We start from the raw sequence: 25,327 nt of genomic DNA, 5'->3' as shown, positions 1-25,327 counted from the left end.
CCTTTAGGAGGGGTTGGGGGAGGTTTTGCTTTAGGCTCGGTCTTGCCTCGGCTACCGATGAAAAATCGGTACAGGTCTACCGCCGCCGAGGGGGCTCTTACTTTTTTCAGTTGTGCATATGTTTTTATAGGCCTTCAAGCTTGCTTTGCAGGTTGGCTTGGCCCAAAAGTAACAAAAACCCAAGGCTTGGAACTGATGTCGGATAAGCTAGTCGAAACTTTATTTGCAACAGCGGCTAGGAACGAAGAAAAATCGTTCTTGCCTCTGTTTTGGTTCTTTGGGTTAGGGAAAGATTGTGCACAAGTTTCAACTGCTTCTCCTTCCATCATTTCCTAGGCCGATAGCAGGGGGCAGATAAACATGGAGCGTATTGCAGGGTGCAGTAATTTGTTGCTTTAACCCTTTCCCTTTCAGGGGAAAGGTGCCGATAGGCGGATAGGGGTTTATGGGGTATGTTCTAGGTATCCCTAGATTGATCCTTTTGAAACTGTGAGGGAAACTCCCCTCCTTTAGGAGGGGCTGGGGGAGGTTTTGACCGATCGCTACAAATACTCTTCTATATTTCCTTTACCCTCACGGATCACTTCAAACTCGCCCGTAGTACAATCGATTACGGTGGAGGCATCATTATCGCCGTAGCCGCCATCAATTACCAGGTCAACCAGGTCTTCGTATTTTTCGTGGATCAATTCCGGGTCGGTGGAATATTCGATTACATCATCATCATCCTTTATCGAAGTAGATAGGATAGGGTTACCCAGTTCTTTTACAATACAACGGGCAATGTTGTTATCGGGCACACGGATACCCACCGTTTTTTTATTGGAACTTAATAGCTTAGGTACGTTGTTGTTCGCATTAAAAATAAAGGTAAATGGTCCTGGTAAAGCTTTTTTTAACACCCTGAACGTGGTATTATCAATCGGTTTAATGTAATCGGAAATATGTTTTAAATCGTGACAGATGAAAGAGAAATTGGCCTTTTCGGGCTTTATGCCACGTATTCTGCAGATTTTTTCGATCGCTTTTGGATTGGTAATATCGCAGCCCAAACCATAAATGGTATCGGTTGGATAGATGATCAAACCACCTTTCTTCAACACTTCAACAACTTGTTCAATGGCTCTTTCATTCGGGTTTTCTGGATATATCTTAATAAGCATAGCGTAAAAATAACAAATTAATGGTGTCAGTTGTTTAATAATCCTAATCTTTGTACCAACAAAACATACGCTAATCTATTATTATGAGAAAAGCTTTCGTCGCAATTGCCGCATTTTTAATTGCCCTAACCATTATGCTGGGCCTTTACCATCCTTTTTTGTGGTGGACATTCATCTTCACCGGTCCTTTTGTAATTCTTGGTATTTACGATTTATATCAGCCCAAGCATAGTATTGTAAGAAATTATCCGGTTTTTGGCCGTTTAAGGTATTTTATGGAAGAATTGAGGCCGAAAGTTTACCAGTATTTTGTAGAGAGCGATACGAACGGTACGCCTTACAGCAGGTTAAACCGCTCATTAATCTATCAACGCGCTAAAAAAGATAACGATACCATTCCATTCGGAACGCAGTTAAATGTTTACGATAATGGCTACGAATGGTTAAGCCACAGTATTGCGGCCATTTCTCACCACGAATTAAACTTAGATCCACGTGTTACTGTCGGTGGCCCAGATTGCAAAAAACCTTACTCTGCGAGTATTTATAATATATCGGCCATGAGCTTTGGCTCATTAAGTCAGAATGCAATTCTGGCTTTAAACGGCGGTGCTAAAATGGGCAACTTTGCACACAATACGGGCGAAGGTGGAATCAGCGATTATCACCGTCAGCCCGGAGGCGATTTGATCTGGCAGATTGGTACCGGTTATTTCGGTTGCCGAAATGCCGATGGTACCTTTAATTACGATGCTTACGCCGAAAGGGCAAAAACCGACCAGGTAAAAATGATCGAGATTAAACTTTCACAAGGCGCTAAACCTGGTCACGGTGGTATGCTGCCTGCCAAAAAGGTAACGCCAGAGGTAGCCAGGATCCGTTTAGTACCCGAAGGTAAAGATGTATTATCGCCACCTGCACACTCGGCATTTAATACGCCTATCGGTTTGTTGGAGTTTGTGAAGAAACTCCGCGATTTATCGGAAGGTAAACCAGTAGGATTTAAACTTTGTATCGGTCGTAAAAGCGAATTTTATGCCATTTGTAAAGCCATGGTAGAAACCGGAATTTATCCTGATTTTATTACTGTTGATGGTGGCGAAGGCGGAACAGGTGCTGCCCCACAGGAATTTTCGAATTCGGTAGGTATGCCTTTGCGCGAAGGTGTGGCTTTTGTATACGATGTTTTGAATGGTTTTGATCTGAAAAAACACATTAAAATTATCGCCTCGGGTAAAGTGGCAACAGGTTTCGATCTGGTTAAAAATATTGCCCTTGGTGCCGATATGTGTAATGCTGCCCGCGGAATGATGTTCGCTTTAGGCTGTATTCAGGCTTTAGAATGTAACAGCAATACCTGCCCAACAGGCGTGGCTACTCAAGATCAGAGTTTAATGAAAGGCCTTGTGGTAGAAGATAAAACCGTTCGGGTTAAAAACTTCCATAACTTAACTGTGGCCAGTGCTGTAGAATTATTGGGGGCTGCGGGTTTAAGAGAAACGCATCAGCTAAGCAGGGCATATATCAATAGGCGGGTTAGTCCGAGTGTAATGCAGAGTTATTTAGAGAGTTTTCCATATATCCCGGCAGGTAGCTTATTAAAAACACCTTACCCAACGCGTTACGAACTGGGTATGGCGCTGAGCACTTCGGCCAGTTTTGCTCCAACCGATTATAAGGTTTCGGCGGTAGATTATGCACATGCCAATCCGTATGGAGATAGCATGCATGATGATGGACGATAAATTTGCGGATGACTTTGCGAAGTTTAAAAAGAAGTTAAGCGTAGGCAGAACTTCGGAAGTCTAGCATATGGCAACTCATTAGTTTTTTTGGAAAGCAGGGGCAGTGGTGTTTAGGTTTATTCAGTCCTGCTTTTTGCTTCTGCCGATGAAAAATCGGCATCCGCGTCAATCAGGTTTAAGTGGACAGTAATGAAGAGGTATTAATGGATTAATCAGCAAATGTCCGTACGGAACGATTCCTGATTTTAAACCAATTTTAATCCCCTTGGACAATGTTATATCATTAATTAAACTTAAACAGTGTCAGTCTGAGCTTGTCGAAGACCCTTACCTGTTTCAACTCTAATAGTAATATTGCTAAACCATATAATTGTTATTTTAAATCATTTCCAATCCCGTCTGGAAACGGCCGGGAGAAAAAAAATAATATATTGTTTTCGATTAATCAGTTAAAATGAAAATTGAGCATTTAAAGCCTTTTGATGGACAACATTGCGAAACCACTGCAACGGGAACCTTGTTGCTGCAACTGGGGATTGAACTTTCCGAACCCATGCTTTTTGGACTTGGTGAAGGGCTTGGTTTTATCTATTGGAATATGAAAACAATGGATTTTCCATTTATAGGAGGAAGAATAAAAACCGATCTGTTGACACAAAACATTGCTAAAAATTTAAATCTAGAATTAACTGTTGAGGAAACTTCTTCAAAACAAAAAGCCTGGGATAATGTAAAGCAGCTTCTCGATAAAGGACAGGCTGTAGGACTGAAATTAGACTGTTACCATTTGGAATATTTTTCGAACCCTTTTCATTTTGCAGGCCACTATGCTGCAATTTATGGCTATGACCATGAAAATGCTTTTTTAGTGGATACAAAACAGCAAGGCGGGGAGGTAAAAACTTCTTTAGAAAGTTTAACATTGGCGAGGGCTGAAAAAGGACCTATGGCTTCGAAAAATCTGTATTATACACTTAAACAGACTAGCAAAAGGAATAATCAAGATCTAAAAGAGATCATACCGATAGCGATTAAAAATAACGCCATCGAATACCTGAACCCACCCATTACGAATATTGCCTACAAAGGGATTTTGAAAACAAGTGCTGAAATTGTGAAATGGTTTAATGCGGGTAACAACATAGCGCATGAGTTTAAACTATCTGCTATGATTATGGAAAAAGCAGGTACAGGTGGCGCATTGTTCAGGAATTTGTATCGTGATTTCTTAAAAGAAAGTTATGAATTGCTGAAGCTTGATGAGCTAAAGACAGGATGGGAGGCATTTTCAGAAATTGCAACACTCTGGACAACTGTATCACAGCTATTCGAAAAGGTAAGTGAAACAAAAGATTTTAAATACATCGAACAAGCATCCAATATCTTAAAAACTATTTCGGAAAAAGAAAAAAAGACAATGGAGGTGTTGGCCACCATATAGTTAAGCAGCTAACAACAGATTAAATACACCAAGCAATAAATCTCAAACTTTAATGTAGAAATTTTAGGCAAAAAAAGGAGTCAAGTTTTAAAAAAACTTGACTCCTTTGATAATTGGTTTTCCCTAAACCCTAAACCCTTCCTAAAATTCTGCGTTTTTCGGGAACCTTGGGAAAGCAATTACATCGCGGATGTTGGTCATTCCGGTTACAAACAATACCAAACGTTCGAAACCTAAGCCAAAACCCGAGTGCGGAGCTGATCCAAAGCGGCGGGTATCTAAATACCACCAAAGTTCTTCCTGCGGAATGTTTAAATCTTCCATGCGTTTGGTTAAACGGTCTAAACGTTCCTCACGTTGTGATCCGCCAATCATTTCGCCAATACCAGGGAATAAGATGTCCATCGCTGCAACAGTTTGTCTGCCTTCAGCATCTGGCTCATTCTGGCGCATGTAGAACGATTTAATATCGGCAGGATAATCCGTTAAGATTACCGGTTTTTTAAAGTGTTTTTCTACCAGGTAACGTTCGTGCTCACTTTGTAAATCGGCACCCCACTCATCAATCAGGTATTTAAATTGTTTCTTCTGGTTTGGTTTAGAAGATTTTAAAATCCTGATTGCCTCCGTATAGGTTAAACGTTCAAACTCGTTGGCTAAACAGAAATCGAGTTTTTCTAACAAGCTAAATTCGCTGCGCTCGTTCTGCGGTTTTTGTTTGTCCTCTTCGGCTAAACGGGTATTTAAAAATTCTAATTCATCCTTGCAGTTATCTAAAGCATATTTAATCACATACTTCATCATATCTTCTGCAAGCTGCATATTGTCTTCTAAATCGGCAAAAGCTACTTCTGGCTCAATCATCCAGAACTCGGCAAGGTGGCGTGTTGTATTTGAGTTTTCTGCCCTAAAAGTAGGTCCGAAAGTATAAATCTGTCCGAAAGCCATTGCCGCTAACTCACCTTCCAATTGACCCGATACGGTTAAGTTGGTTGCGCGGGCAAAGAAATCCTGCGAGAAATCTACCTTACCGTCATCTGTACGTGGTGTATTGTCGAAATCTAAAGTAGTTACCTTAAACATCTCACCAGCACCTTCTGCATCACTTGCGGTAATTACAGGCGTGTGCATGTACACAAAACCACGTTCGTTGTAGAATTGGTGAATGGCAAAAGCCAAAGCATGACGTACTTTAAAAACGGCATTAAAAGTATTGGTACGGAAACGCAGGTGTGCGATTTCACGTAAAAACTCTAAGCTGTGTTTTTTTGGTTGCAATGGGAATTTTTCAGGATCGCTATCACCCAAAATTTCTACAGTCGTTGCCTTAATCTCAACGGTTTGCCCTTTACCAAGCGATTCGATCAATTTACCTGTTGCAGAAATGGCCGCACCAGTTGTTATTCTTTTTAACAGCTCATCGGGTAAATTATTAAAATCGATCACCACCTGGATATTGCTCATGCAAGACCCGTCATTTAATGCAATAAACTGATTATTACGGAAAGTTCTAACCCATCCCATAACCGTTACCTCTGTGTCAAATGCTGTCGACTTTAATAAATCTTTAATTTGCTGTCTCTTAATCATATTGTTATTTGTAAAAGGCGCAAATTTAGAAAAAAAAGTTTATCAGTTGGCAGTTTGCGGGTTTCGGTTGGCAGTTTTTTTAGCATTAGGCAAAATCAGACTGTTAATTGCCAATTGAAAACGACTAACTCTCATGGTAAATTCTTATCTTGAAAAGATTTATAGATAAAAACAATTTTAGGATATCCATCTACAGCGCCTCATGAATAAGTTTGATATAGATAAACAAACCTTAGCTGATTTAAACATATTTGAGGCTTATGGTTTAAATAAAAGTGTGTTTTCACTATTCAATTTTACTTCAACGATTAAGGGCAGGGATAAACTAATCGATATTTTTAGAACACCATCTACAGATATTCAGGTCATTAACGAACGGCAGCATGTAATAAAATATCTTTCAGGTTATTCAGGTAATTTAAATTTTGACCGCACCAATATCGATTTTGTTGAAAGCTATCTGATGCAATTTGCTAAAATCAAGTCTTATTCCAGGATATCAGCATTAACGAAGTCTGTCAATTATTTCTTTTATCCAAACCAGGGCTATTATTTAAAAGAGAAAGGCATAAAAGAAATAATTTTTTTGCTTAAAAAGCTGGGCGAAGTTTTTGCCGGATTGAATGATAAAGATAAACCTGAACTGGCTAAAGAATTTGATGATGTTGTGTTCTCCTTATTTAAGCAGGTATTAGTTAAAAACATAGTTGAACGTAAAGAAAAGAAGATCAGCATATTCGAATTAGAGGAACTTGATTTTATTTTTAAGAAAACTGAAATGAAAACGATCAAGAAGTTTTTAGATATCATCTATCAGGTAGATGCTTATTTTTCTATTGTTCAGGCTGCCAGAAAGTTTAATTTAACCCTGCCAAATGTAAATCTAAAAGCGCGCCATTTTCGTATCAATGGCGTTTTTCATCCTTTTTTAAGTAACCCTGTTGCTAATGACATTGAATTCGAAACGGAGAAGAATGTCTGCTTTCTTACTGGGAGTAATATGGCTGGAAAATCTACTTTTTTAAAGTCTGTTGGTATATCTGTTTATTTAGCGCATTTAGGGCTTCCAGTTCCTGCAAAATACATGGAAACGGGTATTTGGCAAGGGCTAATATCGACTATAAATTTACCCGATAATTTAAATCAAGGCTATAGCCATTTTTACAATGAGGTTTTAAGGGTAAAACATGTTGCTGAGAAGATTAAAATCGCTAAAAATATTTTCGTGATTTTTGATGAGTTGTTTAGGGGTACAAATGTAAAAGACGCTTTTGATGGGTCTTTATCTGTAATTAAATCATTTTCTAAAATAGAAGATTGTTGTTTCATGATTTCGACTCATATTATTGAGGTTGCCGAAATACTGAAAGATAATAAAAACATCATGTTCAAATATCTTTTTACTAAAATGAAAGATAACAAACCTACATTTACTTATAACCTGATGGATGGGATTACCGATGAACGGATAGGGATGTGGATTATTGAAAATGAGAAGATCGATGAAATTTTAAACAGCAGAGATTTGAAATAGATCTCCACTGCTTTTATTCCTGATGATGTTGAAACTGCCAGCTGCAAATTGCAAACTGAAAACTGCCTACTGTTGTTGCTGTTGCTGCATCGCTTCCATATATTGTTGATAACTGTTTTGTGTTCTTGCGGTGGTTATTGTTCCGGATGGCTTAGTGTAATTCACTTCTTTTGGCTGAAAATAAGTTTCGTTATCATTAAAGTCTTCATCGTTATAACCTACTGATACGTTAACTTCCATAATATGTTCGAAACCACCTTTGTAAACACCTTTTACTGGTGAGCAATCGGCAAAATTTCGGCCCACTGCCAGGCGCACATGGTTTTCGTTGGCAATACAGTTATTGGTGGGGTCTAAGCCCAGCCAACCATATTCTGGTAAATATGCCTCGGCCCAGGCATGGGTGGCGCCTTCACCCCGCATACCATCTCTATTGGGGCAGATGTAACCGCTCACATATCTGGCAGGGATACCTGTTAAACGCAACATAGCGGTTAGTACATGGGCAAAATCCTGACAAACACCTGCTCTAAGTTTTAAAATTTCATCTATGGTGGTGTCAACCGCGGTTACACCTTTAATGTATTCGAAATTATTGAAAACATCGGCACAGTATTTTATTGCGGTTTGATAGGGTGTATCTTCCGCATCTTTAATCTTCAGCGCTGTTTCTTTCAGTTGGCTAATGCCCTCGAAACTTTCTTGGCGCAAGTAATCGATATACGGCACTTCGAATTTTAAGGCGCTTAAACTGTTCCACTGCTCGCTGCTAAACATATCGTCTTGCGGCAATGGCTTCGGGAAGGTTTCTACACTTACTTTGGAAAAAATTTTCAGCTGGGTATGAGGCTCATTTTGGGTAAATGTGCCTACTTCATTGCCATAATAATCAATAAAGATTTCAATTTCCGGGCTTCCGGAGATATTCAGGTCGTGTTTAACCACTTTTTGAAAATCATCCTTAATCGGAAATAAAATAATCTGATTTGCGCTATCGCGAACAGGCAATTCATATTTGTAATTGGTGATATGTTTGATTTTGAAAATTGGCATATTGGCTTTTATTATTATAGGTTACCACAGCTATAAAGGATAAACACAGATGAAAAATGAATAAAGGAAATAGTAACTGTGTTAATCATATCTATCTATGGTTAAAAATTATGAATTTGCGAAATAATATTCATTTAGCTGGTTTCCGATGCCGAAAAGTTCAGCTCTGATCTCTGTAAGGTAATGATGCAACTGCTCTTCGTTCATGGTATTTACCGAGCTATAGGTAATCATACTTTTTAAACGCCCTATTTTAAAAGATAAGTTGTTGTAATGTTCGATATTGCTTTCGCTCTTTAGCCGGTTAAAATATCTTTCAATATTGTTCATGGCGTACAGTACCGACCGTGGAAAATCATTGTTGAGCATCACTAATTCGATGATGTTTTTTGCATCGAAACCTTGCCTGTAAGTTTTTAGGTAAAGTTCATAGCCACCTAATGATAGCAATAAATGTTTCCAGTAGGATATATCCGTCAGCAGATCCGGATTACTGCTTATCGAGCTGAATTTAATGTCGAGAATATCGACTGACTGTATGCTTCTCTCCAGGTGTTTGCCAATATTCATAAAACTTCTGCTTTCCCCGCGTTCCATCGCACTGTCGGCAGTTCCGTTATATAACATGACCTGTTTAATCAAAACATCCAGGGCTGTAACAGGATCATCCTTCTGTACGTGCCACAATAATTTTTCGTCTTTTACCGCATGGTAATATTCGTTTAAACTCTGCCATAAATCTTTAGGTATATGTTCCTGAACACTCCGAGCATTTTCCCGGGCCAGGGTAACGATGTTTAAAATAGAATTTTGATTCTCGCGGTTTAACAAGAGGTATTCTATCACGGCACGGCTATCGTGCTGGATATTCAATAGTTCATTTTCGTCATCTGATGAAAAAATCCTGATTACGGGCTTCCAGGTAAATTCCTGTATGGTATCTTGTGAGGAAGCATAATTTGTTTTTAACATGCGCAGCATACCATCGCTGCGCTCAACATATCTGCTTAGCCAATATAAGCTTGATGCAACTCTACTTAACATATTCTGTATTCTAAGAAGTTAAAACCCATGTATCTTTACTGCCGCCACCTTGCGAGCTGTTTACGACCAGCGAACCTTCTTTTAAGGCTACCCTGGTTAAGCCACCTGGCACAATTGAAATGCCATCTGGTCCGTTTAAAGCGAAAGGACGAAGATCGATTCTGCGTGGAGCCAGTTTTCCGTTAATAAAACACGGGGCAGAAGAAAGGCTTATGGTAGGTTGGGCAATAAAATTGCGTGGATCTTTCAATACTTCGATTTTGTATTCTTCGGTTTCCTGCTCGCTGGCCGCGTGTCCCATTAACATGCCATATCCGCCACTTCCATTGGTTTTTTTTATGACCATCGTATTGATGTTTGCAAAAACATAATCGAGCTCATCTTTATTGCTGAGCTGGTAGGTAGGTACATTCTTTAGTATGGGTTCTTCGTTCAGGTAGTACCTGATCATATCTGGTACATAAGTATAAACGGCTTTGTCGTCGGCTACACCATTGCCTATTGCATTAATAATGGCTACATTACCTTTGCGATAGGCGCCCATTAGGCCTGCAACGCCCAGTACGCTGTTCGGATTAAAAACCAGTGGATCAAGATAGTCGTCATCTACACGGCGATAAATCACATCAACCTGTTGCAGGCCAGTGGTGGTTTTCATAAATACCTTTTGGTTTTTAACCACCAGATCACGTCCTTCTACCAGTTCTACCCCCATTAGGCGGGCCAGGGTGGTATGTTCGTAATATGCAGAATTATACATGCCGGGACTTAACAGTACAATTGTTGGGTTTGAAACGGCCCTGGGAGAGAGGCTCATTAAATTTTTATATAATATGGCAGGGTATTCGGTTACACTTCTTACGCCGCATTGCGGAATAAGGTCGGGGAATAATCTTTTGGTGATTTCTCTATTCTCGAGCATATAGCTTACGCCCGAAGGTGTGCGCAGGTTGTCTTCTAATACATAAAATGTTCCGTCATGATCTCTTATCAGGTCTATCCCGGCAATATGGATATAGATATCGTGTAATACATTTACATTGTGCATCTCTCTTAAAAAATGCGGACAAGAATAAATTACATTTATAGGTACAATCTGATCTTTTAAGATAAATTGATTGCTATAAATGTCTTTTAAGAAAAGATTCAGCGCTTTTAGGCGTTGTTTTATTCCTTTTTCTATAAAACTCCACTCTGTTGACGTAATAATTCTCGGGATAATATCAAAAGGAAAGATTTTTTCGATCCCTTCGCCGCTATCGTATACCGTAAAGGTAATACCCTGGCTCATGAACAGCTTTTTAGCCAATTCTTCCTTTTTGTTCAGGTTCTCGAGCGATTCTTTAGAGAAATTGTTGATGAAGTTTGAATAATGATCTCTGTAATGATCGCCATTTAGGAACATTTCATCATAAATTTTAGGATGATTAAAGTAATTTTTTATAAAATCTTCTATCATTTTGCTTAAATATTTCCTTAAATTATGATTTTGTAAGTAAAAAACTAATGTTTTTGTATAAAAAATTAATTTTTATATGATTTATATCTATTTAGTTTATTTTTTGTATCTGTATTTTAGTGTTTTATATGTTTTTTATTAAAATATTTAAATTTTTTAATAAAAATACTTGCTAATATGAATAAAGTTTGTACTTTTGTAATGCTCGTTAATTATTATTATATATTTGGTTTAAAAAAAGCGCTGGTAACGGCGCTTTTTTTACAAAAACATCAAGACTTATTCATAATCAACATAAACCAAACATCCTAAACCAAGAAAGCTCCAGTTTTACTGGAGCTTTTCTTTTTATTATCGGTTGTTATCTGAAACTTAACTGGTTGGAATCCATCAGTATAAATTAGATGGAGTTCTATTAATAATCTTCGATGCGTCACCCTGAATTTATTTCAGGGGCTATTTTGTCAGAAAGATGCTGACCACGTAGTAGCTACAAGGCAATTGAAAACACTATTCTACTTGTAAAATAAATTCAGCATGACGATCGCTTGAGATAAAGGGTTGCCAATAGATTCTTGACTATGCGCCACTGCAATTGAAAAGAACAATGTCTTATCAAAAAAACTGGATATAAAAAAAGCTATCCTGATTTTGATCGGGATAGCTTTCAATATATGTTTTGTTGTTGTTATTCTTCTGAATAAGTGATTTTGTTCACGTGTTTATCAATTTCCCATCTTCCTGTGCCTTCTTCGCCAATTACCTCGAATAATTCTAATGCCCTGCGTGCTTTGTATTCTTCTTCGCGTTGCTCTTTCAAGAACCAGTTTAAGAATTCCATGGTTACAAAATCCTGTTCTTTATGGCATTTAGAAGCCAGGTTTTTAAAGCTTTGGGTAATGGCGATCTCCGCTTCTAAAGCATCTTCGAAAACCTCTCTAAATCCGGCAAATTCGGTTTTGATGCCTGAAACTTCCGGAGATATTGCGTTTCCACCCATATCCAAAACATATTTGAACAATTTAAGCTGGTGTACTCTTTCTTCTTCAGATTGCTTTAAGAAATAATCTGCTGAAAAGTCGAATCCGTTTTGGTCACACCAAGATGACATTGATAAATATAGTGATGAAGAGTGGGCTTCTTTTTTGATCTGCTGATTTAATAATGTTTCGATATCCTGTGATATTAAACATTTGATGCGCATTAAGTCTTTCATAATTTTCTTTGCTTAACTAATGATACAAAGGTAACATCAAATTAACCATATTGTGTGATTTATTTGCTATATGAAATTAGTCTAAATTGCTGATAATTAGTTATTTGTAATCAGTTTAAATAAGGGGCGGGGATGGGAATGGATAGCAGAATAACGCGAAACGGATAGTGCTTGAGGATCAGAAGGATAAAGGTCAGTTTTCGGCTGGCAATTTTCAGTTAACAGTTTTCAGCTGGCAATTTTCGAGGACGAAGTATTTTATTAGTCCTAGCCGGACAGGCTTCTTTTTTTTTGGCGTCAAAAAGAAACAAAAAACACCGGCTGAAAATTTTTCTTTTGAAGCTAGTGGATTGGCTTGGGCAGTGCGGACCGAAAAATTTGTTAGGCCGGATTTAAGTAGAACGGGGGATACGGTGCTACGGCCTAGTTGGGCTGAAATACAAAATCGGCATAAACCGTTCATATTTAAATGATTTATAAAATAAAGTCAATGGTAGTTTATCCCAGGATCTTTCCAAATATAATAGATACTGAAGCCAGTTCAGTATGACGCACCGAATGGAATGAAAAATGGATGTAATTAATACAGTACAATTTTCAGTTGGCAATTAACAGTTGACAGTTTCATGTAAGCAGCTATCCATTATAGACAATTAACCGATTAACCAATTTATACAGTTAAGCTATTAACCAGTTTGAACTTACCAATAAACTAATGAACCACTGAACTAACGACTAATAAACCAATCTATACAGGCAGTCGCTGATGAGGTGATTTAGTTTGAACATGGTAAAAGTACCGTGTAACAGATCTTTTAAAGCGATAATTTCTAAAGCACTTAATAAATAGATGTGTTCACAGCCATTAAAGGTAACCAGTTCGAAATCAGCTTTGTGGGTGTTTAAAAGGAGTGCTTCAATATCAATATCTTCTACAACCTTTTTTAATTTTTGAAGCGACAGGCAATTAAAGCGCGCAAATTTGCCGCCAAAATCTACATAAAAGCAGTTTAATTTATCTGATTGATAAATAGAACCATGGGTATTTGAGAATACGTTAACCAGTTCATTAATATCGATACACGCTTTTTCCATCGGGTACAAAAATTGGCATTATTTAGATTAAATACAAATAAAAACGAAAATAAATTTGAGAAGCGTGCTGGGCGTGGAGCGTTTAGCGGCGCAAAAGCTATGTGGGGGAGGGTATTATTTGAGCTTAAAGACCATGTGGTGATACAAGCCACCCATAAATTGTTTTTCATTTTGAATAACAAAGCCCATATTCTGGTAAAGCTTTAATGCCCGGTCGTTGTTTTCTTCTACCAATAAGCCGACGTGATGGTGGCCAAGTTGTTTAGCCCAATCAATCCCTGCTTTAATGAGCTGTTTTCCTATTCCCTTTCCCTGGGCCAGTGGATTAACACTAATGGTATCGAGGTAAAATTCCCCGCTTTGGGTCTCGGTGCCTTGATCGGTGTGATTGGCCTGGTAATGCTCAGTCAGGTATGCTAAAAAGGGCTGGCGAAGCTTTAGGAGTTTTCCGCCATCATAGGCATTTAAAGATCCCAGGATTTTGCCCTCATCTTCAAAAAGCAAGGTGTTTTCGTAACTGTATTGGTTGTCCTTTTGTTGAAAGAAGTGTTTAAAGATCTGATTAATTATTTCATCATCTTCAACGTTGGTTAATTTCTTAGCCAGCTTGCCCATCGCCTGAATAATCAGTGGTACAACTTCTCCTGTATCTGCGGGGCTGGCTGGTCTGATCATTTAAATATCGCTTAGGTTAAAGGTTTCGGCAACGCGGATTCCTTTTTCTGTTCTTTGTAAAGTGCAGCATTCGTTAACCGGATCGTGCTCAAGATATAAAATGTAGTTGTTGTTTACGGCTTCTTCTAAAAATGCCTGTTTCTCGGTCAAGGTTTTTAACGGGAACATATCATAAGCCATTACATAAGGTAGGGGAAGGTGCCCAACTGAAGGTAAAAGATCGGCCATATACACAATGGTTCTGCCTTTGTAACTGATTTTAGGTAACATCATGGCATCAGTATGGCCGTAAGCGAAACTGATATTGATATTTTTCTGCCATTCGATATTTTCTTTTTCATCAATAAAATTAAGCTGTCCGCTTTCCTGGATCGGCAGAATGTTTTCTTTTAAGAAAGAAGCTTTTTCCCTCGCATTTGGCTCGACCGCCCATTGCCAATGTTTTTCATTACTCCAATAATGTGCATTTTTAAAGGCTGGTATCAGTTTCCCGTTTTCTCTTATTATTGCCCCGCCAACATGATCAAAATGAAGGTGTGTGAGGAAAACATCAGTAATATCTGCCATACTGAAGCCCAATTGCGCCAGCGATTTTTCCATCGAGTCGTCCCCATGCAGGTAATAATGACTGAAAAACTTTTCGTCCTGTTTGTTCCCAATTCCGGTATCCACTAAAATCAATTGATTAGCTTCTTCAATTAAAAGGCAACGCATGGCCCAGGTGCAAAGGTTGTTTGCGTCAGCTGGGTTTGTCTTTTGCCAGATGGCCTTGGGTACAACGCCGAACATAGCGCCACCATCTAATTTAAATAAGCCTGTGTTTATGGTATGGAGTTTCATTTTTATAGTATCGAGTAATTAGTGCCAAATAATTAGTATCAAGTAGTTAGTATCGGGTATCAAGATTAGAATTGGTTAAAAATACAAAAACCCTTCAGCTTTAACTAAAGGGTTTTTGTAAATGATATTGGTTTTACTTATCGATGTGGCACCTTATGCCTTCCACCTTCAAACCTTCTACCTTATAAGTGTATTACTTCTCCGTATGCATCAGCTGCAGCTTCCATAATGGCTTCGCTCATGGTAGGGTGAGGGTGAACAGATTTAATCATTTCGTGGCCAGTGGTTTCTAATTTACGGGCAACTACGATTTCAGCGATCATTTCGGTAACGTTGGCACCGATCATGTGTGCGCCTAATAATTCGCCGTATTTAGCATCGAAAATTAATTTTACAAAACCATCTTTAGCACCGGCAGCACTTGCTTTACCTGAAGCAGAGAATGGGAACTTACCGATTTTCAATTCATAACCAGCTGCTTTAGCTGCTTTTTCGGTGTAACCTACTGAAGCAATTTCTGGCGTGCAATAAGTACATCCCGGGATGTTGTTGTAATCTAATGGTTCGGCGTGCTGACCAGCAATTTTTTCTACGCAGATAATGCCTTCTGCAGAAGCCACGTGGGCAAGTGCCTGACCGCCTACTACATCGCCAATTGCATAATAACCTTTAACTGAAGTATTGTAGAATTCGTCGGTAACGATTTTGCCTTTCTCCGTTTTGATACCGGTTTCTTCTAAACCAATGTTTTCGATGTTGGCTACAATACCAGCTGCCGAAAGCACGATGTCGGCCTCGATAGTCTGCATGCCTGATGCTGTTTTAACCGAAACTTTGCAGCCTGCACCGCTGGTATCAACAGATTCTACGCTTGCTGATGTCATGATATCGATACCTACTTTTTTCAGGCTGCGTAACAATTGTTTAGAAACGTCTTCGTCTTCAACCGGAACAACGTTATCCATAAATTCTACGATAGTTACTTTTGTGCCCATGGTAGCATAGAAATAAGCAAACTCTACACCAATAGCACCAGAACCTACTACTACCATGCTTTTTGGTAGTTCAGGAAGTACCATTGCCTGGCGGTAGCCAATAATTTTTTTGCCATCTTGTTTCAGGTTAGGCAATTCTCTTGAACGGGCACCTGTAGCAATGATGATATTTTTAGCACTTAGCTCTTGTTGAGAACCATCTGCACCTTTAACTTCTAATTTGTTTCCTGGTTTTACTTTACCAGTTCCCATAATGACGTCAATTTTATTTTTTTTCATTAAAAATTGAACGCCTTTACTCATGCCATCGGCTACACCACGGCTGCGTTTTACCACAGCAGCAAAATCTGCGGTTGCACCGGCAGTAGTAATTCCGTAATCAGCAGCATGATTAATATATTCGAAAACCTGAGCACTTTTTAAAAGTGCTTTAGTAGGGATACAGCCCCAGTTTAAACAAATACCACCTAATGATTCACGCTCAACAATTGCAACTTTTAGTCCCAATTGAGAAGCTCTGATTGCAGCTACGTAACCACCTGGGCCGCTGCCTAAAACAATAACGTCGTAATTCATCTGTTTTTAATCTATTTTAAAGAGATTTGTTTTTAATTGTTTTGTATTATCTGTATTCGTCTGGCTTCATCCCATAATCGTGGTTGCCTACATCCGGATTACAAAAAGTTAAAGGATCTTCATCCTGCAACAATCGCTCAAAACTAAAAAAAAAATGTCAATTGGCTAGATCAATGTTGAGATAACAGTTAAAATTTACAATGATTGAATATTGTTTTAAGCATTCTGTTTAAAAATGACAACTACAATGAGGTGGATTTGCCGAATAATATATGGATAAGCTAGCAAAAAGTTAAATAACAGCGATGTTTAGGGTTTAAAAAATGTTGTTAACATGTATTATTTGAAAAATACCAATGTTAACTTAGGTTTACTGCCTAAATTATAATCAACTGTTGATTTCGTTATTAAAAATTTAGTTTTATAAACAATGTATTGATAAACTGAAAGTTATAATCACTTCAATATGTGTTAAATGTTGAAAAGTTTTGCCTGACTTAATAATTATTTAACATTGGATGTTAAAATGTGTTAAATTTTATTGGGTACATTTGCGGCATAATATCCCTATTAGATTTATTATTCAACAACAAAAAACATTTAAAAAACAAAGTATGAAGAAATCTTTACTTTTAAGATTAGTACTGGTTATTGTTGCATTCGTTGGTATTACTTATAGTGCAATTGCACAGGTAACCACGTCATCAATGACAGGTTCTGTAAAGGATGCCAAAGGCATTCTCCCAGGTGCAACTGTTAAAGCAACACACACACCATCTGGAACAACCTATACTGTTTCTACAAACAATGATGGCCGCTTCGCAATAAACAATATGCGTGTAGGAGGTCCTTATTCTGTTGAAATAAGTTACATCGGATTTAAACCGGGAAAAGCTAATGACATTTTTTTAAAACTAGGTGAAGCTTATAATTTAGATTATAAGTTAGATGATTCTGGAAATACCTTAGGTGAAGTAACGGTTCAAGCAGCTAAAAAAGTTACAGCTCAAAAAACTGGGGCGAGTACCAATATTTCTAGTAGAGATTTGGCTAGTTTACCTACAATAACTAGAAGTATAACTGATTTTACAAGATTGACCCCACAGGCAAGTGGGAATAGTTTTGGAGGTCGTGATGCCCGTTACAATAATATCCAAGTGGATGGTGCAAACTTAAATAATAATTTTGGACTAAGTAACGATCCACTGCCTGGTGGTGGATCTCAGCCAATTTCTTTAGATTCTTACGATCAAATTTCAGTAAATATTGCACCTTACGATGTTAGACAAGCTGGCTTTACCGGGGCAAATATTAGTGCGGTAACAAAAAGCGGGACTAACACTTTTCATGGTTCAGCTTACGGGTTTTACAGAGATCAAAGTTTTTTAGGGAAACATGTGGGTGATAACGATATTAGCTCAACAATTGTTAGCTCAAAATCTCAAACTTATGGTTTTACTTTGGGCGGTCCAATTATTAAGAATAAATTATTCTTCTTTGTTAATGCAGAAAAGGAAGAAAATACTAAACCAGGTATCAACTATTACGCTGCCGGATCTGGTGGCTCAGGTTTACCATCATCAACTAGTGTTACAGACTTAAAATCCGTTTCAGATTACTTAAAAACGAAATTTGGCTATGATCCCGGATCTTATACAGATTTCCCTTCATTTGCAACTGATAACCATAAAATCCTTGCAAAATTAGATTGGAACATTAATAATAGTAATAAATTAACATTAAAATTTAGTGATTTTAAAGGTAATGACGATCAGCAGTTAAATTTGACAAGTACGCCAAACGGTGCCGGTTTCAGAGTAACATCTGGTACAAATCCTACTACTGGTGCGCCGATATTATCTACTATATCAAGAGCTCCTAACAATCGTTTTGGACCAAAATCGTTCGCTTTTTCTAATTCTAATTATGCTTTTGAAAACACGACTAGAACAGGTACTCTTGAGCTAAATAGTAAATTAAGTAATAAAGCTTCAAATCAATTATTACTTGCTTTAACTAAAAATCAGGCTACTAGAACTTATAACGGAGGCATTTTTCCAACTATAGATATATATGATGGGAACGGTGGTAACTTCATTACCGCTGGAATGGACCCATATACATTAAATAACGATGTTATCAATGATGTATATAGTGTGACTGATAACTTTACTTATTATGCAGGAAAACATACATTAACTGCTGGATTAACCTATGAGTATCAGAAAACAGGTAACATGTTCATGGCTCCTGCAAATAGTTATTATGCATACAACTCATTGAGTGATTTTTTAACTGACAAGGCTCCAGTATATTATGCTTATACCTATTCATTAATCCCAGGTCAAAGCTCAATATATTCAGCTGAATTAAAAATTGGACAAGCAGGAGCATATATTCAAGACGAATATAATGTGAACGATAACTGGAAATTAACACTAGGTTTACGTGCTGATATGCCTATTTATCACGAAGATCCATTAAATAACCCGGCAACTTCTGCTTTGAATTTTTACTCAAGCGATAATACTACATTAAGGCATTATTATACTGATAAGTGGGCTAAGAGTAGAGTGCTATTGTCTCCAAGAGTTGGAATTAGATATACTTCTGATGATAAATCATTGGTATTCCGTGGAGGTTTAGGTGTATTTACTGGTAAAATTCCTTTTGTTTTCTTAACGAATATTCCAACTAACACCGGTATGTACCAGTTTGGTGGAGCTATTAGTAATGCAACTACTGCTGGAGCAGCACAATTGGCAAACATTAAATTTAGCAGCAATCCTGCGGCATATGCAAATTTATTTCCAACTGCTGCGGGAACATCTAGTCCTCCTGCTGTTGTTTTTATGGATGATGATTTTAAGTTTCCAAAAGTTTTAAGAGCTAATTTAGGAATTGATAAAAACCTAGGTAGTGGTTATATGTTTACTTTTGACGGACTATATACTAAAGACATCAATGCAGTTCGCATGCGTAATGCAAACTTGCCTAATGCTAACGGTATCATTAATGAAGGCGGACTTACACGTCCACGTATTATTGGTAGTAATCGTTTAAACGCTGGAACAACCTCTGCTATTGTTCTTGAAAATACAATTAAAGGTTTTGCATCTTCATTGACAGCTCAATTGAGCAAATCGTATTCTAATGGTTTCTCTGGATCGATTGCTTATACTTATTCTATCGCTAAAGAAGTTACTGCTAACCCAGGAAGTACAGCAAGTTCTGTATGGAATTCAAATCCTAATGTTGGTACGTCAAATAATCAAGAACTAGGTAATTCAGCTTATGCTGTTCCTCATCGTGTAGTTGGTAATTTGTCTTACCGTTTAGAATATGCTAACCATTTTGCTACAACTATCTCTCTATTCTATCAAGGAATGACTCAGGGCGTTTATAGCTATGTAGTAAATGGAGATTTAAATGGTGATGGAAATAGTAGTGCAGATTTAATGTATATTCCTCGTGCTGGTGAAACGAACTTTGCAGCTTATACTGTGGGCACAGGTGCAACGGCAGTGACTTATTCGGTTGCTCAACAAACTGCAGCTTTCGAAGAGTTTATAAATAATTCTAAATATTTAAGTAAACATAGAGGTGAATACGCTAAAAGAAATGCAGCGACATTACCTTGGTTTAACAAATTTGATGTTAGATTCTTACAGGATATCTTCGTGAAGACTGGAAAAAGTGGTAGACAAACTTTACAGTTTAGTGCAGATATTATCAACTTTAGTAATTTGTTAAATAAAAAGTGGGGTACTTACCAGAGATATGTGATCAATAACCCATTAACTTTTAGAAGTATTGGTACAAACAACCAACCAGTTTATAACCTTCAAAATGTTGCAGGTAAACTAATTACTGATCCATTGCAAGATGATATTAGTGTTAATAGTACTTATAGCATTCAGTTAGGTTTAAGATATTCTTTTTAATTAAACGGATTCAGCTTTATAACAAAAAATCCCCGATCATTCGATCGGGGATTTTTTATTTATATCAACTTCTGAAGTGTTTATTAATTCAGATTGCTTAATCTATTGTTTTCTTAACCTTTGCAGGTACACCCGCAACCATCACATGCGGCGGAACATCTTTTGTTACACAAGCTCCTGCGGCTATATAGGCTCCCTCTCCAATCGTTATGCCTGGGATTATTGTTGCGCCAGATCCGATAAAAACACCTTCATTAACTTGCACATTTCCGGCAATGGTTACGCCCGGAGAAATGGTCACATAGTTTTCTAGTATGCAATCGTGACTGATATTGCAGTTTGAATTAACAATACAATGGTTCCCGATATGCACATTTGCATTGATTACACAGCCTGGGGCAATACAGTTGCCATAACCAATTTTAATAGCAGGACTGATGTAATTGTGTTGATGGATGATATTGATGAATTGATAGCCTTTGTTTTCTAATAGCTCAATGATCGATTTTCTTTCATAAGTGCCTATTGCACCAATTAATGCAATATCTAAAGCAATAGGATGTTTTTCTAAAAAGGATGGTAAAGAAATAACAGGCTTGGCTATATTTGGATGATTAATGGCATTATCCAAGTTTATTACATATCCTGCTAACTGATATTCGTTATTGCCGTTTAAATATTCGCTAAGCTCTGTAGCATGTTTGCCTGCACCAAGAAGGTATACATTGATCATAACGTTATTCCTATTTGGAGTAATTCATTTAAATCCAATATACATTTATATCAGCAAAATTAAATGATGTATCGATAAAACTTAAAAATGTATCGATAAAGATATAATAGGGTTTTGTGAAAATATTGCAATAAAAAAGCCGTGAAGAGAATCTCAACACAGCTTTTTGTTACTTTTTATTTCTTAATTATAAACGAAAGTTCCTTTTTCGCTTTCGATAGTCACCTGTTTCTGATCGCCTTTTTCTACGCGACCGATAATCTGCGCATCGATATTAAAGCTTTTTGATATTTCGATAATACTTTCGGCAATTTCCTGAGGAACATATAATTCCATGCGGTGCCCCATGTTAAATACCTTGTACATTTCTTTCCAATCGGTGCCCGATTGTTCCTGAATCAATTTAAATAGGGTAGGGATGGGAAATAAGTTATTTTTGATGACGTGGATATCATCATTGATGAAGTGTAATACCTTGGTTTGTGCACCACCGCTGCAATGTACAATACCATTAATCTGACTGCGATAGCTTTCTAAAATCTTTTTAATTACAGGTGCATAGGTACGCGTAGGAGATAATACCAATTTACCTACCGTAGTTTTGCCAAATCCTTCAATATCTATTTCTTCTGTTAGTTGTTTCTTTCCGGAGAAAACCAGATCGAATGGAACAGCCGGATCGAAACTTTCAGGGTAATTATTGGCTACTGTTTTATCAAAAACGTCGTGACGGGCAGAGGTTAATCCATTCGATCCCATACCACCATTGTATTCGGTTTCGTATGTGGCCTGTCCGGATGATGCTAGTGCCACAATTACGTCGCCTGGCTGAATGTTATCGTTGCTGATGATATGTTCGCGCTTTAAGCGGCAGGTTACGGTAGAATCGACGATAATGGTCCTCACTAAGTCGCCAACATCAGCAGTTTCGCCGCCGGTAGAATAAATCGAGATGCCTTGTTCGCGCAAATCAGCTAAAATTTCTTCTGTACCGTTAATTACAGCAGCAATCACTTCGCCAGGGATCAGGTTTTTGTTCCTTCCAATGGTTGAGGATAACAAAATGTTATCGGTAGCACCAACACAGATTAAATCGTCGATATTCATGATGATGGCATCTTGTGCAATACCTTTCCACACTGAAATATCTCCGGTTTCTTTCCAGTATACGTAAGCTAAAGAAGATTTGGTACCTGCGCCGTCTGCATGCATGATATTGCAATATTCCTCATCACCACCTAAAATATCGGGGATGATTTTGCAGAATGCTTTAGGGAAAATTCCTTTATCGATGTTTTTGATGGCATTGTGCACATCTTCTTTTGAGGCAGAAACGCCACGTTGATTGTACCTGTTATCACTCATGTTGGCGCAAAGATAAGGTTTTAAGGGGAAAGACTAAAGCTAAATACTTAAGGTTTTTTATGGCTAAATGGCAAGGCTTTTTTACCAGGTAGGGCACCTAAGTTTGTTTATCACGAAGGCACAAAGCGCACAGAGGTTTAAGGTTGTAAATGGTAGCGTTTTGTTTTTTAAAAGTGAAGGTTGGTTTTTCATGCGGCTTGCAGCCCCGCTTTTCCTCTCCCGACTTTACGTCGGGATCGTACAATCGGGCTTAGGATCCTGAGGGTTGTTCTTTGTGGCTGGTTTTCCCTGCATAGGCCTGTCTTAAATAAACCTGATTGCATGGATGCTGTAAACAATGGATTTAAAAAATGGAGGAGACTTTACAGCAGGAAGGAAAGCAGGACTGGATTAACCGATGAGCAGTGGTATTGCTTTCCAAAAAAAAGTCTTTGACAGGGTAAACCACTTTTTGAATAGATCCTGAATCAAGTTCAGGAGGACGGCGAGCAGGGGGATTAAAGTAATTAATTTCAACAATTAAATGATTAACTAGTTTGCAATTTTCAGTTGGCAGATTGCTAAACCAATGAACCAATTACTAATGAACCAACAAAAAAGGGCGTAAAGTTAAACCTTACGCCCTATACCTTAAACCTTACGGCTTAAAATCTATTTCATGAATAATAATTCTCTGAATTTTGGTAAAGGCCAAACGCTATCGTCAACAATTTGCTCTAATTTATCAGCATGGTAACGGATGATATCGAAGTAAGATTTAACTTTCTCATCGTAAGCAATCGCTTTCTCGCGGGTATCTTCGATTTTGTTGGTTAATTTACGTTCTTCTAACATCGCATCGATATTGGTTTTAACAATTTCTAAATGCTCTGATAATTTTTTAACGATATCGATAGAAACTTTGCTATCTACACCAATTGCTTTTAATCCCTGTACGTTTTCGATTAAAGAGTTTTGGTAAGCAATTGCAGCTGGGATAATGGCAGTGTTAGCCACTTCGCCCATTACGCGTGCTTCGATCTGTAGTTTTTTATAGAAGTTTTCTAACATGATTTCATGACGGGCATGAATCTCACGTGCGCTATAAATACCTGTTGTTGCAAATAACTCAGCAGATTTTTCAGTTAAATAAGCATCTAAAGCTTTTGGTGTAGTTTTGATGTTTGATAAACCGCGTGTTGCAGCTTCATCTTCCCACTCCTGGCTGTAACCATTACCTTCGAAACGGATACCTTTAGATTCTTTGATGTATTTTTTGATCACTGTTAATAAAGCGATGTCTTTTTTATCACCTTTTTTGATCAATTTATCAACTTCAACTTTAAATTTAACCAATTGCTCAGCCATAATCGCGTTTAAGATCGTCATTGGAGCAGAAGAGTTTGCTGAAGATCCAACAGCTCTAAGCTCAAATTTGTTACCTGTAAATGCGAAAGGAGAAGTACGGTTACGGTCGGTATTATCTAATAAAATCTGAGGGATTTTAGGGATACCTAACCAAAGTGCGTTATCTTCTTTGATTTTTTTGCTGATACGTGAGTGCTCAATCTCATCTAATACATCGTTCAATTGAGAACCTAAGAAGATAGAGATAATTGCAGGTGGCGCTTCGTTAGCACCTAAACGGTGATCGTTGCTCACTGATGCAATACTTGCACGTAATAAATCGGCATGCTCGCTAACGGCTTTAATTGTGTTTACAAAGAAAGCAAGGAACATTAAGTTGTTTTTAGGTGTTTTACCTGGTGCCAATAAGTTTTTACCGGTATCGGTAATTAACGACCAGTTGTTGTGTTTACCTGATCCGTTGATACCTGCGTATGGTTTTTCGTGTAATAATACACGGAAATGGTGACGACGGGCAACTTTTTCCATCAAATCCATCAATAATTGATTGTGATCGATAGCCAGGTTGATTTCTTCATAAATCGGTGCACACTCAAACTGAGATGGAGCAACCTCATTGTGACGGGTTTTTAAAGGAATACCTAATTTTAAAGCTTCGTTTTCGAAATCTACCATGTAGCTGAATACGCGCTCAGGGATAGAACCGAAATAATGATCCTCTAATTGTTGGCCTTTAGCAGACATGTGTCCGAATAAAGCACGGCCTGTTAATAATAAATCGGGACGAGCATTGAACAATGACTCATCAACCAGGAAATATTCTTGTTCGATACCTAAAGATGCATTTACTTTAGTAATGCTTTTATCGAAATATTGGCAAACATCAACAGCAGCTTTATCAAGCGCAGCTAATGCTTTTAATAAAGGTGCTTTATAATCCAAGGCTTCTCCGGTATAAGATACGAATACTGTAGGGATACATAGTGTTTTACCTGCTTTGCTTTCCATGATAAAAGCTGGAGAAGAAGGATCCCAAGCAGTATAACCACGAGCTTCGAAAGTATTACGGATACCACCGTTAGGGAAACTAGAAGCATCTGGCTCTTGTTGAACTAAAGCACTACCTGCAAATTTCTCGATAGCTCCATCGCCACTTGGCTCAAAAAATGAATCATGTTTCTCAGCAGTTGTACCAGTTAATGGCTGGAACCAGTGCGTATAATGCGTTGCGCCAGCACTCATTGCCCACGCTTTCATAGCGGTTGCAATTTGGTTGGCATCGTCAGAATTAATTAACTCACCCTGGTTGATAGATGATATTAATTTTTCATATACGTCCTTAGATAAGAAATCTCTCATTTTTCTCTTATCAAATACATTAGCGCCAAAAAAGTCAGAAATTTTTGCCGCTGGTGCTTTAACTTCTGGTGAAATTCTGTTTTGAGCCTCTTTTAATGCGATGGTTCTTAAGCTTTTCATTAATTTGTTATGTTTTTTGTCAAAAATAGTATA

General features: G+C 37.9%; 17 protein-coding genes. 4 read left to right on the top strand and 13 right to left on the bottom strand.

Features of this window, described 5'->3' with window-relative positions; translation table 11 throughout:
* Window positions 1-542: 542 nt before the first annotated feature.
* Window positions 543-1,163, bottom strand: a complete 621-nt coding sequence (locus tag ASU31_RS24510) for an L-threonylcarbamoyladenylate synthase (protein WP_029275823.1) — start codon at window positions 1,161-1,163, stop codon at window positions 543-545.
* Between the two features lie 83 nt (window positions 1,164-1,246).
* Between ASU31_RS24510 and ASU31_RS24505 the strand changes: the two genes are divergently transcribed.
* Window positions 1,247-2,908, top strand: coding sequence for an FMN-binding glutamate synthase family protein (locus ASU31_RS24505; protein ID WP_057934879.1), 1,662 nt, complete (start codon window positions 1,247-1,249; stop codon window positions 2,906-2,908).
* Window positions 2,909-3,362: 454 nt separating this feature from the next.
* Window positions 3,363-4,349 (top strand): BtrH N-terminal domain-containing protein, encoded by a 987-nt coding sequence (locus tag ASU31_RS24500; RefSeq protein ID WP_057934878.1) that lies wholly within the window; start codon window positions 3,363-3,365, stop codon window positions 4,347-4,349.
* Between the two features lie 141 nt (window positions 4,350-4,490).
* On the opposite strand, the gene asnS is transcribed toward ASU31_RS24500, so the two are convergent.
* Complete coding sequence (gene asnS / locus ASU31_RS24495; RefSeq protein WP_029275819.1) at window positions 4,491-5,939, bottom strand: asparagine--tRNA ligase; 1,449 nt, start codon at window positions 5,937-5,939, stop codon at window positions 4,491-4,493.
* Window positions 5,940-6,141: 202 nt separating this feature from the next.
* Between asnS and ASU31_RS24490 the strand changes: the two genes are divergently transcribed.
* Window positions 6,142-7,473, top strand: coding sequence for a MutS-related protein (locus ASU31_RS24490; protein WP_057934877.1), 1,332 nt, complete (start codon window positions 6,142-6,144; stop codon window positions 7,471-7,473).
* Window positions 7,474-7,539: 66 nt separating this feature from the next.
* On the opposite strand, the gene ASU31_RS24485 is transcribed toward ASU31_RS24490, so the two are convergent.
* From ASU31_RS24485 to lpdA, 8 genes are all read right to left on the bottom strand, one after another.
* On the bottom strand, window positions 7,540-8,526 hold the full coding sequence (locus tag ASU31_RS24485) for a transglutaminase family protein (RefSeq protein ID WP_057934876.1): 987 nt from the start codon (window positions 8,524-8,526) through the stop codon (window positions 7,540-7,542).
* 108 nt (window positions 8,527-8,634) lie between these two features.
* Window positions 8,635-9,570: an alpha-E domain-containing protein gene (locus tag ASU31_RS24480; RefSeq protein WP_057934875.1), complete on the bottom strand. Its 936-nt coding sequence runs from the start codon at window positions 9,568-9,570 to the stop codon at window positions 8,635-8,637.
* Window positions 9,571-9,580: 10 nt separating this feature from the next.
* The gene (locus tag ASU31_RS24475; protein WP_057934874.1) at window positions 9,581-11,029 is read right to left on the bottom strand and encodes a circularly permuted type 2 ATP-grasp protein; all 1,449 of its coding nucleotides are present in this window, start codon (window positions 11,027-11,029) and stop codon (window positions 9,581-9,583) included.
* A gap of 688 nt (window positions 11,030-11,717) precedes the next feature.
* On the bottom strand, window positions 11,718-12,245 hold the full coding sequence (locus ASU31_RS24470; RefSeq protein WP_057934873.1) for a ferritin: 528 nt from the start codon (window positions 12,243-12,245) through the stop codon (window positions 11,718-11,720).
* Window positions 12,246-12,980: 735 nt separating this feature from the next.
* Window positions 12,981-13,340: a hypothetical protein gene (locus tag ASU31_RS24460; protein ID WP_057934871.1), complete on the bottom strand. Its 360-nt coding sequence runs from the start codon at window positions 13,338-13,340 to the stop codon at window positions 12,981-12,983.
* A 114-nt stretch (window positions 13,341-13,454) separates the two neighbouring features.
* Window positions 13,455-14,015, bottom strand: a complete 561-nt coding sequence (locus ASU31_RS24455; RefSeq protein WP_057934870.1) for a GNAT family N-acetyltransferase — start codon at window positions 14,013-14,015, stop codon at window positions 13,455-13,457.
* Window positions 14,016-14,855 carry an MBL fold metallo-hydrolase gene (locus ASU31_RS24450; RefSeq protein WP_057934869.1) on the bottom strand — a complete coding sequence of 280 codons (840 nt, stop codon included), beginning with the start codon at window positions 14,853-14,855 and terminating at the stop codon, window positions 14,016-14,018.
* A 182-nt stretch (window positions 14,856-15,037) separates the two neighbouring features.
* Complete coding sequence (gene lpdA / locus ASU31_RS24445) at window positions 15,038-16,426, bottom strand: dihydrolipoyl dehydrogenase (RefSeq protein ID WP_057934868.1); 1,389 nt, start codon at window positions 16,424-16,426, stop codon at window positions 15,038-15,040.
* 614 nt (window positions 16,427-17,040) lie between these two features.
* Between lpdA and ASU31_RS24440 the strand changes: the two genes are divergently transcribed.
* Window positions 17,041-20,370 (top strand): TonB-dependent receptor, encoded by a 3,330-nt coding sequence (locus ASU31_RS24440; RefSeq protein ID WP_167346241.1) that lies wholly within the window; start codon window positions 17,041-17,043, stop codon window positions 20,368-20,370.
* 97 nt (window positions 20,371-20,467) lie between these two features.
* Here the strand turns inward: ASU31_RS24440 and ASU31_RS24435 are convergent, their stop codons facing one another.
* The 3 genes from ASU31_RS24435 to ASU31_RS24425 all read right to left on the bottom strand — a co-directional run bounded on the left by ASU31_RS24435 (window position 20,468) and on the right by ASU31_RS24425 (window position 25,294).
* Window positions 20,468-21,103 (bottom strand): acetyltransferase, encoded by a 636-nt coding sequence (locus ASU31_RS24435; RefSeq protein WP_057934866.1) that lies wholly within the window; start codon window positions 21,101-21,103, stop codon window positions 20,468-20,470.
* Window positions 21,104-21,286: 183 nt separating this feature from the next.
* Entirely contained in the window at window positions 21,287-22,468 is a 1,182-nt protein-coding gene (locus tag ASU31_RS24430) for an AIR synthase related protein (RefSeq protein WP_057934865.1), read from the bottom strand.
* A gap of 651 nt (window positions 22,469-23,119) precedes the next feature.
* Window positions 23,120-25,294 carry a glutamine synthetase III family protein gene (locus ASU31_RS24425; RefSeq protein WP_057934864.1) on the bottom strand — a complete coding sequence of 725 codons (2,175 nt, stop codon included), beginning with the start codon at window positions 25,292-25,294 and terminating at the stop codon, window positions 23,120-23,122.
* Window positions 25,295-25,327: the final 33 nt, after the last annotated feature.

Source organism: Pedobacter ginsenosidimutans, assembly GCF_001442625.1.
Taxonomy (GTDB): Bacteria; Bacteroidota; Bacteroidia; order Sphingobacteriales; family Sphingobacteriaceae; genus Pedobacter; species Pedobacter ginsenosidimutans.
This window is presented reverse-complemented; position numbering and strand designations above follow the sequence as displayed.

Excerpts from the sequence above, each read along its gene's own strand:
- ASU31_RS24470 (WP_057934873.1), bottom strand. The coding sequence starts at position 12,245 with ATGAAAGACTTAATGCGCATCAAATGTTTAATATCACAGGATATCGAA.
- ASU31_RS24450 (WP_057934869.1), bottom strand. The coding sequence starts at position 14,855 with ATGAAACTCCATACCATAAACACAGGCTTATTTAAATTAGATGGTGGC.
- ASU31_RS24510 (WP_029275823.1), bottom strand. The coding sequence starts at position 1,163 with ATGCTTATTAAGATATATCCAGAAAACCCGAATGAAAGAGCCATTGAA.
- ASU31_RS24480 (WP_057934875.1), bottom strand. The coding sequence starts at position 9,570 with ATGTTAAGTAGAGTTGCATCAAGCTTATATTGGCTAAGCAGATATGTT.
- ASU31_RS24485 (WP_057934876.1), bottom strand. The coding sequence starts at position 8,526 with ATGCCAATTTTCAAAATCAAACATATCACCAATTACAAATATGAATTG.
- ASU31_RS24460 (WP_057934871.1), bottom strand. The coding sequence starts at position 13,340 with ATGGAAAAAGCGTGTATCGATATTAATGAACTGGTTAACGTATTCTCA.
- ASU31_RS24505 (WP_057934879.1), top strand. The coding sequence starts at position 1,247 with ATGAGAAAAGCTTTCGTCGCAATTGCCGCATTTTTAATTGCCCTAACC.
- ASU31_RS24490 (WP_057934877.1), top strand. The coding sequence starts at position 6,142 with ATGAATAAGTTTGATATAGATAAACAAACCTTAGCTGATTTAAACATA.
- ASU31_RS24430 (WP_057934865.1), bottom strand. The coding sequence starts at position 22,468 with ATGAGTGATAACAGGTACAATCAACGTGGCGTTTCTGCCTCAAAAGAA.
- ASU31_RS24435 (WP_057934866.1), bottom strand. The coding sequence starts at position 21,103 with ATGATCAATGTATACCTTCTTGGTGCAGGCAAACATGCTACAGAGCTT.
- asnS (WP_029275819.1), bottom strand. The coding sequence starts at position 5,939 with ATGATTAAGAGACAGCAAATTAAAGATTTATTAAAGTCGACAGCATTT.
- ASU31_RS24440 (WP_167346241.1), top strand. The coding sequence starts at position 17,041 with ATGAAGAAATCTTTACTTTTAAGATTAGTACTGGTTATTGTTGCATTC.
- ASU31_RS24500 (WP_057934878.1), top strand. The coding sequence starts at position 3,363 with ATGAAAATTGAGCATTTAAAGCCTTTTGATGGACAACATTGCGAAACC.
- ASU31_RS24475 (WP_057934874.1), bottom strand. The coding sequence starts at position 11,029 with ATGATAGAAGATTTTATAAAAAATTACTTTAATCATCCTAAAATTTAT.
- ASU31_RS24455 (WP_057934870.1), bottom strand. The coding sequence starts at position 14,015 with ATGATCAGACCAGCCAGCCCCGCAGATACAGGAGAAGTTGTACCACTG.
- lpdA (WP_057934868.1), bottom strand. The coding sequence starts at position 16,426 with ATGAATTACGACGTTATTGTTTTAGGCAGCGGCCCAGGTGGTTACGTA.
- ASU31_RS24425 (WP_057934864.1), bottom strand. The coding sequence starts at position 25,294 with ATGAAAAGCTTAAGAACCATCGCATTAAAAGAGGCTCAAAACAGAATT.